This window comes from Haloferax mucosum ATCC BAA-1512 (genome assembly GCF_000337815.1).
Taxonomy (GTDB): Archaea; Halobacteriota; Halobacteria; order Halobacteriales; family Haloferacaceae; genus Haloferax; species Haloferax mucosum.
The window spans coordinates 30,935-45,693 of record NZ_AOLN01000006.1 but is presented as its reverse complement, the minus strand read 5'-3'; the positions used below and the strand labels follow the sequence as shown (position 1 = coordinate 45,693).

Genomic DNA, 14,759 nt, shown 5'->3' with positions numbered 1-14,759 from the left:
GAATATCGGATCGCCGAAGGCGGTTCTGGAGACCGTGATACGGCCGAATAATCGGTGAAGGGCACAGTTCCCCTACAGCGTTAGCCGCTCTGTATGCCACAGGAGATACGAAACTGAGGTGCTTACTGGGTGGCACCTCCGGCTGGAGGCTGGACGCTGGAGAGTCCTCACCTTCGCTGGGGGTGTGACTACTGAGGGACGGTCTCGGTGTCCACTGCGTTCAAAATTGTTCAGTCGTGTCTGTCGTTTCCGAAGCCATCGGAAGCGTCGATTCGCACTCCTCGCTGACAGTCCGTCGAGTCTCCTCGACTAATCGCTACAACGTCCTCGGAAGTCGAGATACGTCGCAGTAACTGCAGGGTGTTGTTATAATAGAAGATGAGAGCGGAAAAGCGGGAGCGCGTCCCGCGGTCGGTCAATACGCGATTAGCGTGCCGTCAGCACTCGGACCAGCCGCAGTTCTGACAGGTCTTACAGCCCTCAGAGTAGTAGAGGTCCATCTCTCCACACTCAGGGCACTCGGGGCTTTCGCCCGCCGCAAGGAGGTCGGCAACGGCATCCGAGTTCTCGTCGGAGCCTTTGTCAACGGCGACACCACCGTCGGTATCGGTATTGGTGTCTTCGGCGACCGCGGTCTCGGCTTCGACTTCGGTCAGGTTCTTCTGCTGTGGGTAGCCCTTGTCGATATCGCCGTCGAGATACCGGCGCATCGCGGTGCCCATAGCGTCCGGGATGGAGTTGATCTGCTCGCCTTTGTCCCAAGCGACCTTCGGACTACGGATACCCTTCAGTTCGTCCGCAATCTCTTCCGGGTCAACACCCGAGCGGAGCGCGGTGGAGACGGTCTTTGCGAGCGCCTCGGTAAAGGAGGCGGTGAAGCCGCCGGAGTTGCCGATGTTGGCGAACAGTTCGAACGGTTCGCCCTCTTCGTCTTCGTTGATGTTGACGTAGAGCTTCCCGTAGCCGGTGTCGATGCGCTGGGTGACGCCGTAGAGCACGTCCGGTCGGGGGCGCTTCTTACCGACTTCGCTGGGCGAGTCGGCGAAGGCGAGTTCGAGTTCGTCGCCAATCAGGTCGGAGGCTTCCTCGGATTCGAGGAAGGCATCCACGTCGCCGAAGACATCTCGAATCTGCGAGACGATTGCCTCAGCGGCTTCTTCGTCGTCGGAGAACTCAGTGTTCTTCGCGCGCGTGGTGAGGACCTGCTTCGAACGGGTGCCGTCACGGTAGACGGTGACGCCCTTACCCCCGTGGTCGTAGATGTAGCGGTAGACCTCGTCCATGTCCGCCTTGCTGGCGGAGTTCGGGAAGTTACAGGTCTTCGAGATGGCGGAGTCAACGCCCTTCTGGAGGGCGCACTGGACGCCTGCGTGTTCGAGACCGGTGAGGTCGGACGTGACGACGAACAGTTCGCCGATAGCGTCCGGAACCGTCGAGAGACCTTCGACGCCGTCGAACTCGTTTGCGGCCATCTGCTCTTGTGCTTCGAGTTTGACTTCCTCGACGTCGATGTCGTTGGACTCCAGCACACGGAGGAAGTAGTCGTCGAACTCGACGAGCATCTCGTCGCCCTGCACGTCGTCGGAGACGTTCTTGTAGTAGGCGACGTTGTAAATTGGCTCACAGCCACCGGTGGTGTTCGACACCATCGAGGTGGTGCCCGTCGGCGCGATGGTCGTCGTGTTGTGGTTGCGGATGGGGAAGCCGTCTTCCCAGTCGTCGGCGGACTCGCCGGTGTGGTGTTCGAACCACTCGCGGTACTCGGTCGGGTTCGCGTACTTGGAGTCGTCCCACGCCTCGAACGAGCCGCGTTCTTCGGCGAGTTCGTGCGAGGCCCACTTGGACTGGTGGTTGATGTGGGTCATGAGCTGGCGCGCCATCTCGTTACCCTCGTCGGAGCCGTAGCGGACGCCGAGCTGGATGTAGAGCTGTGCGAGACCCATGATGCCGAGGCCGATCTTCCGGAGTTCGCGGACCTTCTGTTCGATCTTTTCGACCGGGAAGTCCGACATCGTGACGACGTTTTCGAGGAAGCGCGTGCCGTTTTCGATACGGTGGTCGAACGCGTCCCAGTCGATAGCGTCTTCGAGGAAGGCGTCGATTGCGTCCGAGATATCGTCGTACTCGTCGCCGTGGCGGTCGTACCAGACGCGCCAGTCGGGCGCGTCCATGTCGACGAGCGTCGAGAGGTTGATGTGACCGAGGTTACACGCCTCGTACTCTTCGAGCGGCTGTTCGCCACACGGATTCGTTGCGAGGATGCGGTGGTCGGGGTGTTTCTCGACGTCGAAGGAGTGCTGTTTGTTCGCGCGTTCGAGGTAGACGACGCCGGGTTCGCCGTTCTCCCACGCGCCGTCGATAATCTGGTCCCAGAGTTTGGCGGCGGGAACAGACAGGATTTCGCCGACTTCGACGTACTCGCCGAGACCGAACAGGTCGTAGATTTCCTTGGTCTGCGGCGACGCGATGTGCGGCTCTTCGGTGCGGGGGTTCGTGAAGATGAACTCCTCGTCGTTGTAGAGCGCCTCCATGAAGTCGTCGGTGATACCGACCGAGATGTTGAAGTTCGAGAGGTGGCCTTCGACGGCATTACGGAGGTGCTTGGGGACGCGACCGTCCTCGTCGATGAGTTCGCGCGCCTCTTCGAGCGCGTCGGCGAACTTGGTGTGCGTGAAGTCGTCGGGGTCGTTGAGACGGAGCGTGTGCGCCAGCGAAACGTCCTTGTTCTTCGCGTGGAGGAACTGGATGACGTCGGGGTGGCTGACGCGCATAACGCCCATCTGCGCACCGCGGCGCGCGCCGCCCTGTGCGATGGTCTCACACATCTGGTCGAACGTCCGCATGAACGTGATTGGCCCGGAGGCGATACCGCCGGTCGAGCCGACTGCGTCACCGTAGGGGCGAAGCTTCCAGAATGCGTAACCCATGCCACCGCCGGACTGGAAGACCTCTGCGGCCTCCTTCGCCGTCTGGTGGATGTCAGTGATGTCGTCGCCGGGAGAATCGACGAAACACGCCGAGAGTTGCTGGAGTTCGTCGCCAGCGTTCATCAGGGTCGGCGAGTTCGGCATAAAGGAGAGCTGTTCCATCATGTCCTGGAACGTCTCTCGTTTCTCGACGACGGCCGTGCGAATCCCCTCTGGGAGTTCGGGAACGAGCGTGTCGTAGGCGAACTTGTTGACGTTGTAGACAGAAAGCGTCGTCTCTGCGTCCGCGTCGTCTGCGGTCGTACCCTTTCCAAAGACTTCTTCGGCGAGTTCGTCGCGGCGGGGGTGGCCGGGCTTGATGAGGTCCGGCGTGACGGTAATCTCGATGCCGCGTTTTTCGGCCTCGAAGACGGCCTCCGCGAGAGCGATATTCTTTGCGACGCGGGGGAAGAGGTCCTCCTGCGTCTCGACGAGTTCGCCGTCGGCGTCCTTACGCAGGTACCGCGCGGGGAGAATATTGTTGTACGCGTTGCCAGTCATCCGCTCGGCGAGCGTGTCGCCTTCGGTTCGCTTGACCGGCAGAACGAGTTCGTCCGTAGAGAGTTCTGCGTCGCTCATTTACTGTCCCTCCCACCCGTGGCGTGTTCGGGTGAGGTTGCGTCGATAATGTCCGGTAATTCCGCTCATTGGTAACGGTGTTGGTGTGTGTGATGTGGTCGGTTAAGGCTTCGGTCTCAGGCGCGTTTCAGGCCCGAATATATCACATTTAGTTCAAATGTATTCGAGTGCAGTGCCCGACCCGAAGTGCACATCTTCCTAAAACGAAGGCGGGTCACATAACGGTAGCCAGAGCGGAGTGAAAGTAGAATTCTATTCGGAAAAATCGCAAGACGTGGCCGTGATATCCAGTAGAATGTGAGGGGGGATGAACAGCGCTCGAAGCAGTCGCATGGTGATGTTTCTCGTGTTGCACCGTCAAATATAAAGCAACACACGAACGTCGGAACCCACAAAACTATCAGAATTCGTATGTTGTGGTTACGACCGATTTAGATGACGCTGAAATCGTTCGTTTCACCCCGGATAGTCGGCACTCCACACTGGTTGGAACATCCCCCCACAAGCTTATTCTTCCCACCGGTGTCATATCGGTGTATGGTACTTTCCCCACTCGCGGTTACACCGCTCCAGCTCGGCGGGCTTCTGTCCGGGCAACTCGGCCAAATTCTGCTGGTACTTGTGGCGATTGCCGTCGTCGTTCTCGTGGGTCGTCTCGTACTGAAAGTCGCGTGGCGACTCGTCACGATTGCCGCAATTATCGTCGGTGCGTTGCTGTTGCTCTCGTTTTTCGGCATCAACGTGCTCTGAAAACCGGCGTGTCTCTCTCGGCGAGTTTCGGGCGAGTTAGCGTTCGATGATGTGAGTTTAGCGTTCGGCGATATTCGCGGGCCGAACCACCGTGACCGTGATCACCTCACGCCACGTCGAACCCGGCGACCGCCGAAAGAAAGTTTCTGACGACGCCGTGTCCCGACCCGGTGAGCACGCTCTCGGGGTGGAACTGGACGCACTCGATAGGGTACTCACGGTGTCGAACGCCCATGACGAGCGATTCGCCGTCGTGGTCGGTCGTCGCCGACACCGAAAAGCAGTCGGGAACCTCGGTTGCGACGAGCGAGTGGTACCGACCGGCTGGGAACTCGTCGTCGAGTCCCGAAAAGACTCCGGCCCCGTCGTGGGCAACGGGAAAGGCTTTCCCGTGGGTTGGCTCCGGCGCGTGGCCGATGGTCCCACCGTAAGCGTACACCGCGGCTTCGAGACCGAGACAGACGCCGAGCGTCGGGGTTTCCGGCGACAGTTCGGTGAGAACGTCATTCGTCACGCCGATGTCACGGTCGTTTTCCGGATGGCCCGGTCCCGGCGAGATGACGATGGCGTCGGGGTCGAGCGCGCGGATTTCGTCCAGTGACGCGGTGTTCTTCCTGACTTCGATGTCGAGCGGGCCGCCGCCGACAGTCTGTTCTGAGAAGTACTCGACGAGATTGTACGTGAACGAGTCGAAGTTATCGACGATGACGAGACGCGTCATCGCCGCACCGCCGTGGGTTCGTACTCGATGCGACGAATCGCGTCGAGCACGCCGCCCATCTTCTGTTCGGTCTCGTCGTACTCTGATGCGGGGTCGGAATCGGCGACGATACCCGCACCGGCTCGGACCGTGACCACGTCTTCGGTGCCGTCGGATTCGACCGTCGCGGTCCGGATGACGATTGCCATGTCTGCGTCGCCGGTCCACGAGTAGTAGCCGACGCCGCCGCCGTAGACGCCGCGCGGTTCGTCTTCGAGGTCGTCGATTATCTCCATCGCACGAACTTTCGGTGCGCCGGTGAGGGTTCCTGCGGGGAATGTCGCGCGCGTAGCGTCGAACGAATCCGCGTCGGCGTCGAGCGTCCCCGTGACGGTCGATTCGATGTGCTGGACGTGGCTGTATTTGATGATGCTCATGAAGTCATCGACGCGAACGCTCCCGGGTTGCGAGACCCGCCGAACGTCGTTGCGACCGAGGTCAACCAGCATGGTGTGTTCGGCGCGTTCTTTCGAGTCTGCGAGGAGTTCACCGGCGAGTCGGCGGTCTTCGACCGGGCCGCTTCCGCGCCGGCACGTCCCCGCGATGGGGTTGACGGCGACGCGGTCGCCGCGGACAGAGACGAGTGTTTCGGGGCTGGCACCGATGACGTGCCGGTTGCCGTGTCTGAGCAGGAACATGTACGGCGACGGGTTAACATCGCGGAGTGAGGCGTACAGGCCGACGGGGTCAACCTGTCCGCGGAGTGTTCGGGTTCGAGAGAGAACACCCTGGTAGATGTCGCCGTCGCGGACGTGCTCTTTGGCTTTCCGAACTGCGGCCTCGTACGATTCGCGCGACCCGGCCTCCTCGCCGGTTCGCTCGAACCCGCCGGGCGATGGCTCGTCAGCGGCGGACAGCGTTTCTGCGACCCGCTCGGCCTCCGCGACGACCGAATCGTAGACTACTCCAGGGTCGTCTTCGGGGCGGACGACGGGCGTACAGACCAGTCGGACGGTTCCGTCGCGGTGGTCGAACGCGAGCGTTCGCGTCGTGAGTACGAACTCGGCGTCCGGGTCGTCCGTGTCAGGGCGTTCGCGGCCGACTTCGTCCAACCAGAGGTCGTAGACGGCCTCGTAGGCGAGGAATCCGACCAGTCCGCCGGTGAGCGTCTGGCGGTCGGTTTCGGGGAAGTTGACGCGCGGCAGGTCGGGGAGTGCGCCGCGGAGGGAGTCGAGCACGTCGCCGTCGGGTTCCGTGACGAACTCGGACGCGGGACCACCGAGGTCGGAAACCGAGACGCCGTCCGGGCCGACCGTCACGACTGCCTCGGGGTCGTAGCCGACGAACGAAAAGCGTGCGTGGGAGTCCGCGGTCGTCGTCTGCGACGAAAACGCGCCCTGCGGGTCGCTCGAAGAGACCTTCTCGGCGCTCTCCAAGAGAAAGCCGTAGTCGCTTCGGTCGGCGAGCGCGGTGTACGCGGCAAGCGGGTCTACAGCTACGTCGAGCGCTGAACTGAGGTGTGTCACCACTGGTTCGGCACCGTCACCGACACGGGACCGCTGGGCCGACGTGCTTCGGTCGGTGGCGTCGGTGACAAGTTCGACGAACTCGTCGCGCGAGGTCTCGGGGCGCGTCACGCGACCACCTCGTGTTCGTCGTGGTCCTCGGGACTCTCGTGTGCGGTCGTCGCTTCGGCGACGAACGCGCGAACCGCGTCGTGGTCTTTGACCCCGCCGGCCGCTTCGACGCCGCTTGCGACATCGACGCCGTACGGTTCGACTGTTCGAACCGCCGCGGCGACGTTCGCCGGGGTCAAGCCTCCGGCGAGTACCACTGGCACGTCGACGGCCGCCGCGAGCGTCCGAGAAGCGTCCCAGTCGTGTGTCTGCCCGGTTCCGCCGGCACCCGACTCGGAGGGCGTGTCTACGAGAATGGCGTCCACGGCGGGGGCGAGCGCGCGTGCACGTTCGACGTTGGTCGCTTCGACGACGGGAACGGCCCGAACGCCCTCGGCGCGGACCGCGGCGAGTTCGTCGGCCGAGAAGTCAGCGTGGAGTTGGAGCACGTCGGGTTGTACGTCGCGGACGAGGTCGCGCGCCTGTTCGACCGACGTTGGCATCGTGACGAGAGTCGTCGAGAGGAACGGCGGTGCGACGTCGAACAGTTCGCGGGCGCGGTCGGGGGTAACTTCCCGGGGTGTCTCGACTGGGACGTCACAGATAGCGCCGATTGCGTCCGCGCCCGCGGCGGCAACGGCTTCGAGGTCCGATTCACGGGTGACGCCGCACACTTTCACGCGGACCATCTCACGCCTCCCGGAGCGCGTCGAGTTTGGCTTTCGCCGCGCCGGTGTCGATGGCGTCGCGGGCGACATCGACGCCCGCTTCGAGCGAGTCCGCGAGACCGGCCACGTAGACCGCGGCCCCTGCGTTGGCGAGGATGAGATCACGTTTCGGACCGGTTACGTCGCCGGTCAGGATACCTTCGAGGTCGCGGGCGTTCTCTTTTGGCGTGCCGCCGGCGACAGCCTCGATTGGGGCCTGTTCGAGACCGAGGTCGGCCGGCGTAAGCGTGTACTCTAGAATCTCGTCGTCGGTGACTTCGGCGACCGTCGTGGCGTCGTGGAGCGCAATTTCGTCCATGCCAGAGCCGTGGACGACGAGCGCGCGCTCGACGGGCATATGAGAGAGCGCGCGGGCGACTATCGGCACGAGGTCGGAGTCGTAGACGCCGAGCACTTGTGCGTCGGCCCCGGCGGGGTTCGTCAGCGGGCCGAGAACGTTGAAAATCGTGCGCATACCGAGTTCTTTCCGCGGGCCGATGACGGCCTTCATCGCGGGATGGAAGACGGGTGCGAGCATGAACCCGAGACCGTTGTCGTCGATACACCGTTCGACGGCTTCGGGTTCGGCTTCGACGTTCACACCGGCGACGTCGAGCACGTCGGCACTTCCGGAAGACGAAGAGACAGAGTAGTTCCCGTGTTTTGCGACCGCCGCGCCCGCCCCGGCGGCGACGAGCGCGCTGGTCGTCGAGACGTTGATGGTGTCGTAGTCGTCGCCGCCGGTGCCGCAGGTGTCTACGAGCGGGCCGCGAGACGGTTCGATAGTCAACGCGGCGTCGCGCATGCCTTGCGCGAAGCCGGCGATTTCGGCTTCCGTCTCCCCCTTCGCGCGAAGTCCGGTCAACAGCGCGCCGATCTGTGCCGCTGTCGCACCGTCGAAGATGGTTTGTGCGGCCTCCCGTGCCTCATCGACGGTGAGGTCTGACCCGCCAGTGACGCGTTCGATATAACCTTGCATTAGTAATCACCAGTGTACGTATTCGAGACGTGATGTACAAATTCGTACACTGACTTAAGCATGTCGGGGCGGCGAAAATCGCCGGCTCCGCGCACGCCTCTTGGACCTCAATCTGGAGCCTTAGCCGGTGAGGCCGTGCTGTGCTGTGAATCGCCGCACGTGGTCCGATTCGAAAGCTTAAATTGTAACCCCGGATAACGGAGAGATACGTCCGAACGGACGTGGGAAGCACCGTAACCGGGTTGGTGGTCTAGTCTGGTTATGACACCTCCTTGACATGGAGGAGGCCGGCAGTTCAAATCTGCCCCAACCCACTTCTCTTCCCACGTTTTGGAGTTCGGTCGATGTCAGCAACACATCGGGTTGGTGGTCTAGTCTGGTTATGACACCTCCTTGACATGGAGGAGGCCGGCAGTTCAAATCTGCCCCAACCCACTTCTCTTCGACGCAACGACCGCGAGAGACCTCTGTGTCACTTGCATCTGTGTCGTGTGACGCAACCACGGCAGATTTGAACCCACGAGCAACGCGAAACGTTGCGAGTGAGGTCCAAATCTGCCTTAACCCGCCTTCTGACACTTCGCAGTTTCGCTCGACGTGGGCGGGGTGTGTATCCGTCGGGATACGGAATGCGGAACCGATGGCACAGCTCAGTCAGTGCGTCTGTTGAGAGACAACTACGGGTATGCAGTCCCTCCAGATTCCAGTCGGCCCGGAGCTCCTGATTCTTGCCTCCTGTTTTCATCCTCACGACGTTCATCTGCCTCTGCTACGAGGTTATCCAGGCGCTCCGCACGTTCGAAGATGGCCAGTCGAAACAGTCACTGACGCTTATCGTCCTCGCCGCGCGGGAGAATCTCAGTACTGACACAACAGTACGTCTTCGTTCGAATATAGTTTGTTCCGCGCTGGCCCGCAGACCTGACTGCGCGAGACGGACGCAAGCCGGGCCGAGTCGGTGTGTAGGGGCGCACCAGAGGTCTGGTACGACCGGTAGACGACGAGGTCGTCCGTCGCGGACTCGCCGGGTGGAACCGTCATCTGCGCGGCGAGGTGAGCACCGGTTCGCCTGAAGACAGCCGTGTAGGGAGCGTCGGTGAATATCGGTGGCGTCTCCTCGTTCGTGACGTCCCCGATAGTCTGGACGGCATCGACTTCCGACTCAGTGAAGGCGTATCGCTGTTGCTTCGAGTCGAAGACCGGGTTGTCCGGCGTCGCCGGTCCGGCGACCAGCATGATTCCAGGGGCGGCGACGGCCAACAGGACGAGCGCGGCGGCGGTCACCCGCGGGTCGAGGTGGTAGACGGCGTGGCGGACGCCGAGCGCGCCGCCGACGACCATCGGGACGTACATAAAGGCGTACCAGCGTCCGGGGAGGAACAGGCTCAATCCGAGAATCGGGAGCACGAGAACGAAAAGCGCCATGAACGAGATGGTACCGAGGTGGAAGATTCCGGCGTGGCTTCGCTGTTGCCGTCGCAGGAGATAGAGACCGCCGACCCCGGCGAGACAGAGCAACAGCAGGAATCCGAAGACGTCGATGTATGCGATTATCTTCTCGACGAAGGCCGTGTCCGCGCTTCCGGCGGTCGAGGCGACATTCTTCGAACTCGACACCTCCAGCGCTCGGTCCGCCCCGCCGAACAGCGTGTCGCGGAGTCGTCGGAGCATGACCGACGTAAAGGTTCCCTCACCGTACGGGGTGAGACTCCAGTCGAAGGTGATGACGCCCCCGGTGAACGCGAAGAGTCCTACCGTGTTCGTCGGTTGCGAACTGGGTACGAACCGGTCGCTCGTGGCGACGAGTTGGGTGAGGAGCGCGACGCCGACGACCGTGAGAAGAATAAATGCGGCCACCTGGTTGGTGACCGTGATAGCGACCGCAAAAAAGCAAAACAGCAGTACGTCGTGCACGTGAAAATCATCCTGTAAGACTCGGACGAGGACGACCATCGCGGGGACGAAAAACGCCAACCCGAGACTGGTCGGTTTGAGGTTGAGTCCCCAGCGCACGACCTGCGAACTCAGCATAAAAAGCGCTGTCGCAAAGAGCGCCCAGCGCGAAGTGAGAAAGCGCCGCGCGCCGAAGTAGACGAACACCGACGCGAACACCGCGACGGCACCGACGGAGACATAAAGCGCATTGCGAAGCGAGACGCCCGCCGTGTCGGCGACCGCACTGACGAGCAGGTGGTACAACGGCGCGGCGATGTACTTCGTCTCCAGCACGCTGAGCGTTCCCTGACTGCGAATGGTCTCGACGAACTCCATGTGGGTCCACACGTCGATGCCGACGAATCCGGCGACCGAGAACAGCCCCACGAACCGAACCGCAGTCGAGAGAGCGAGCAGTTCGACGAGGACGACCCCCGGCCGAAGCGCCCGGTCCGAGACGAATACGATTTGCACCAACACGAGCGCGCCGACGACGCTGGCGAGGTAGAAGAAGGCAGTCGCCCGCTCACCCCAGACGGCACCGATCGAGAACAGTCCGGCTACGCCGAAGAGGACGAGCGACTCAAGTACCGCGCCGCCGGTCTGGGACACCGTCGGGAACGGATAATCCAGTTCGCCCTCGCGTCTCGTCGTCCAGAGGTAGACGCCCGCGGCGACGGCGAGTGTAACGGGCAGTGTCGTCGTGTAGATGTGTGGGACGACGAAGCGAAGCGGGAGGGTAAGGAGGGCGAAGACGAACGCGAGAGTGGCGGCGACGCGGTCGAGTTGTCTGTGTTCGAGCCACTTCGAGATGCGCTCTCTGTTAGGTAAGTTCGGCATCGATAGAGTAGTGTATAGATGTTTGCCAACGCACACTTGCTTAATTCTATCGGGTTTAATATATTGGTTATTTATTAAATTCCGATGATGTAAATCAATCAATAAGATAACACCATACGTATGAATGGATACAAAATACAGAGATATTCATAGTAAATTTCATAGTTCATTTGAAAATGGTTTAAACAAGAACGGGTTGTCGGCGTCAAATATTACTTTGTAAATAATCGGTAGCGTGGCTCTCTATCCGAGTGTCGTTCCACTGATGTGGATTTCACACATGGTTGGTAGAAAGGATTATTTATCGAGAACTTGCCGGTCATGACAGATGACGAATCTAGTTAGCCGGTGGACACTCGACATCGTATTCGGTATCTATCTAACGCTCCTCGTCTCGGCATTGGTCGTCTTCGCCGACGCTCCGACACCAGTGCGGGCAGGGGTCGTCCTCCCGTTTCTGACATTCGTCCCCGGATACGGACTGATCGCCGCGCTGTATCCCGAGCGTCGCACGGATTCCGACAGGAAGAACGAGGCGCAAACGAGTCCGTCCGCATCGGTTGCGTCTGGTGGTATCATCTCTACGGCGGAGCGAGCCGCGCTCACGCCTATCGCCAGTGCGGCCCTCGTGGGTTCCGTCGTTCTCGTCCTCGAATTCACACCGTTCGGATTGGAGCCTCTCCCGATACTCGGTTCCATCGCGGTTGCGACGTGCACGTGCTTCCTCGTTGCGTTCGGCCGCCGGGCACAACTACCCCCGGAACAGCGGGGCGGTGTCGCCGTCGCACCCGCCTTCGACCATCTTAAGAGCCAATTCGTCGTCACCGCGTCGTCACCGTTCGGCTTCGAGAGCGATGGAGCGACGAATCACCGTCACGTCGTCTTGAACCTGCTCGTGGTCGTCGCACTCGTCGCCGTCGTTGTGAGTGCGGGAACGCTGGTTGTGTCAGAAACTGCGGGACAGGAGTTCACCGAGTTCTACCTCGTCGGAGAGAACGAAACCGGAGCGTACACCGTCAACAGCGTTCCGCAGAACTTCACCGTCGGTGAGTCGCGTTCCGTCGTTGTCACGTTGACTAACCAAGAGGGTGAGCCGCACAACTACACCGTCATCTCGAAGTACCAGCGTGTCAACCGAACGCCGAACGAGGCGCAGGTCGTCTCAGAGCGTCGATTGGGGACGTTCGAAGAAGACGTTGCTCCCGGTGAAACCGCCCGCATCCGCCACCGCCTCGAACCGAACCAGCCGGCGACTAACGCGCGAGTGGTGTATCTCCTCTACACGGGAGACCCACCGACGAACCCGACCCGTGCGAACGCTGACCAGTCGCTCAGACTCTGGATATCTGTTCGCGGGAACTAGCACGCTCTGTCTTTTCGCTCGGGTCAACGGCGGTTCGTTCCGGACCAAATAGAGATTCATATATAGTACTTAATTACTCCATTAAATACATTGACATTCTATGCCACATTACCTAGACTATGACTAACACACTTGAGTTCTTGCGGAGAGAGGTGCTCGAACTCACTGGGTCTGCATTCGTGGGAGGTGGCACTGGTAGACGGGAACCGAATCAGGTGGGGGAGACAACCGGCTCACAGGCCGAAGACGCAACAGTCGAAGAGACGTTTCGTGGCTCCCTCGTACAGACCGACCACCTGCTTACGGAGTCTCGAAACGTGGATGTCGTCATCTGGAAAGACGACGACGGCACCATTCATGCAGACGGCGGCGACGAAGTCATCGCCAGCGACGACGACTTCTCGACGGTCGTCCAGTCTGCGGTTGCCACTGGCGTCTCGAAACTCGCTATCGACGACGGCCACTACGTCGCGACCGAGCAAATCGAACTCGATTCGGGCACGATAGTCGAAGGGATGGGCACCCAGACGACCATCGAAGTCGCGGGGAACGTCGCGTTCTCGGTCTCTGGTGAGCGGGGTTATGAGACGCGAATCACCGCGGACCTCGAAGAGGGGGACGACTCCGTCTCCGTGGTGGACGCATCGCAGTTCGATGAGGGGCAGTTAGTGCTGATAACCTCCGACCGGACGACAGCCTACCGAAACCAGCCCTACGGGGAGATTCATCAGTTGTCCGCCGTCGATGGAGAGAGCGACCGCCTCAGAGTCTCCGAAGGTGGATTACTCGACTTCTATCGTACCTCGGACGACGCGGTCGTTCACGGATTGGACGCCGTCTCAGACGTCGTCGTGCGCGACATGGAGTTCATCGGGAGCGACCAGAACGCCTACCGGTCGGGTGTCACGGCAACGTATGCGAACCGCGTGTTCGTCGAGAACTGCAAGATGCACGACCTCGGCTACGCCGGTGTCGCCTACATCTCGACGGTCTTCTCTGCCGTCTCGAACTGTGAGATGTACGACATCGGCTACGACGGTGGCGGCGTCGGGTACGGTGTTTCGCTCGTCGACGCGGTCCGGAACATCCACGTTCGAAACAGCGTCTTCCACCAGCTTCGAAACCACGGGACGACTGTCGGTGGCAACCGCGAGGACGGTCTGCCTCGGCTCATCACGTTCCAATCGAACGAGTACTACCGTAACGACGCCGACGTGCACGTGGGCGGCGTAGTTCAGTTCGACGGCAACCGCTTCGTGAACGCGAACGGGAGTATCATATCCGGCGCGGAATCGACCATCGTCCGAGACTGCGAGTTTCGGGGACTCTCAAGCGACGCCATCAAGAACCGCGGCGACCCCGAGATGCTGGTCGTCGATGGGTGCCACTTCCGGAAGATTGCGGGTCGAGGAATCGACTTCTACGACAACATCTCGACCATCGATTCGCTCACGATATCCGGGTGTGACTTCAGCAACGTTGACTCGAACGTGTTCCGATTTCGCATCCCCGACGGACACGTTGTTGACAACATCACAATCACCGGAAACGAGATGCGGTCTTGCGGAACCAACGCCGTCATCATCGAAGAACTGGGCGCTAGCGAAATCACCGATCTCGAGTTCTCGAACAACCGAATCGACGACGTGGCCGGTGTCGCACTCCTCGCAAGCGAGGTTTCGGGAACGGTTCGCGTGCTCGGAAACGCCGTCTCCAACACAGACGGTTCCTACGTCGTCGCCGTCGGCGGCCGACGGAACCTCGTATCGAACAACGATTTCAGGACGTTCACCGACCGCGGCCTGCTCGTCCGCGGGGGCGGACTCGTCACGGGGAACACCGTCGTCAACGGTGACAACGACGCGGTACTCGTGTACCGAACGGCCGGTGTCGTCGTCGCACAGAACCAGTTCGTCAACACCAGCGGTGCCGATATCAACGAAATCGACTCGACGGACTGCAAGTTCGTCGGCAACGACCTCGCGTCCGGTCTCGATAGCGACGGCGAGTCGAACGTAGTACGGGAGAACTTCGGCTATCAGACTGCAGTGTCAGGAACCTATACGACCAGCGGCGACGGTACAGTACGGTTCGAGATTCCGCACGAACTCGACGGCAACGCGGAACTCGCCCACGTGTGGGCCGAAAGCGCCGACGCCGCCGGAGCCTTCTACGTCTCCGACAAGGGGGCGGATACCGTCTCGGTGACGTACGATAGCCCCCCGCCACGAGGGTCGAACAACGTGACGTGGGGCTACGAGTTCAAGACATACACCGATTGACATCCCGACGGCGGCCCTGCGAACGACGTTTCGGTGACTGCG

At 61.1% G+C, this 14,759-nt stretch carries 9 protein-coding genes and 2 tRNA genes; 5 read left to right on the top strand and 6 right to left on the bottom strand.

Features of this window, described 5'->3' with window-relative positions; translation table 11 throughout:
- Positions 1–437: 437 nt before the first annotated feature.
- A complete protein-coding gene (locus tag C440_RS03205; protein WP_008318211.1) occupies positions 438–3,545 on the bottom strand; it encodes an adenosylcobalamin-dependent ribonucleoside-diphosphate reductase in 3,108 nt (1,035 codons plus the stop codon).
- 537 nt (positions 3,546–4,082) lie between these two features.
- On the opposite strand from C440_RS03205, the gene C440_RS03200 reads away from it, so the two are divergent.
- Positions 4,083–4,295, top strand: a complete 213-nt coding sequence (locus C440_RS03200) for a hypothetical protein (protein ID WP_008318210.1) — start codon at positions 4,083–4,085, stop codon at positions 4,293–4,295.
- Between the two features lie 106 nt (positions 4,296–4,401).
- On the opposite strand, the gene trpG is transcribed toward C440_RS03200, so the two are convergent.
- From trpG to trpD, 4 genes are read right to left on the bottom strand one after another with little or no spacing between them, the layout of a single operon-like run.
- Entirely contained in the window at positions 4,402–5,016 is a 615-nt protein-coding gene (trpG, locus tag C440_RS03195) for an anthranilate synthase component II (protein ID WP_008318208.1), read from the bottom strand.
- The gene (trpE, locus tag C440_RS03190; RefSeq protein ID WP_008318206.1) at positions 5,013–6,632 is read right to left on the bottom strand and encodes an anthranilate synthase component I; all 1,620 of its coding nucleotides are present in this window, start codon (positions 6,630–6,632) and stop codon (positions 5,013–5,015) included. Before trpE ends, trpG begins: the two co-directional genes overlap by 4 nt.
- Positions 6,629–7,300, bottom strand: a complete 672-nt coding sequence (locus tag C440_RS03185; protein ID WP_008318204.1) for a phosphoribosylanthranilate isomerase — start codon at positions 7,298–7,300, stop codon at positions 6,629–6,631. The genes trpE and C440_RS03185 overlap by 4 nt, the downstream gene beginning before the upstream one ends.
- A gap of 1 nt (position 7,301) precedes the next feature.
- On the bottom strand, positions 7,302–8,297 hold the full coding sequence (gene trpD, locus C440_RS03180; protein WP_008318202.1) for an anthranilate phosphoribosyltransferase: 996 nt from the start codon (positions 8,295–8,297) through the stop codon (positions 7,302–7,304).
- 239 nt (positions 8,298–8,536) lie between these two features.
- On the opposite strand from trpD, the gene C440_RS03175 reads away from it, so the two are divergent.
- A tRNA-Val gene (locus C440_RS03175) sits at positions 8,537–8,611 on the top strand.
- Between the two features lie 46 nt (positions 8,612–8,657).
- Positions 8,658–8,732 (top strand) — tRNA-Val (locus C440_RS03170).
- 423 nt (positions 8,733–9,155) lie between these two features.
- On the opposite strand, the gene C440_RS03165 is transcribed toward C440_RS03170, so the two are convergent.
- Complete coding sequence (locus tag C440_RS03165) at positions 9,156–11,072, bottom strand: glycosyltransferase family protein (RefSeq protein ID WP_008318201.1); 1,917 nt, start codon at positions 11,070–11,072, stop codon at positions 9,156–9,158.
- A 328-nt stretch (positions 11,073–11,400) separates the two neighbouring features.
- Between C440_RS03165 and C440_RS03160 the strand changes: the two genes are divergently transcribed.
- Positions 11,401–12,435, top strand: coding sequence for a DUF1616 domain-containing protein (locus tag C440_RS03160; RefSeq protein WP_008318199.1), 1,035 nt, complete (start codon positions 11,401–11,403; stop codon positions 12,433–12,435).
- A 119-nt stretch (positions 12,436–12,554) separates the two neighbouring features.
- On the top strand, positions 12,555–14,717 hold the full coding sequence (locus C440_RS03155) for a right-handed parallel beta-helix repeat-containing protein (protein ID WP_083893981.1): 2,163 nt from the start codon (positions 12,555–12,557) through the stop codon (positions 14,715–14,717).
- Positions 14,718–14,759 lie beyond the last annotated feature (42 nt).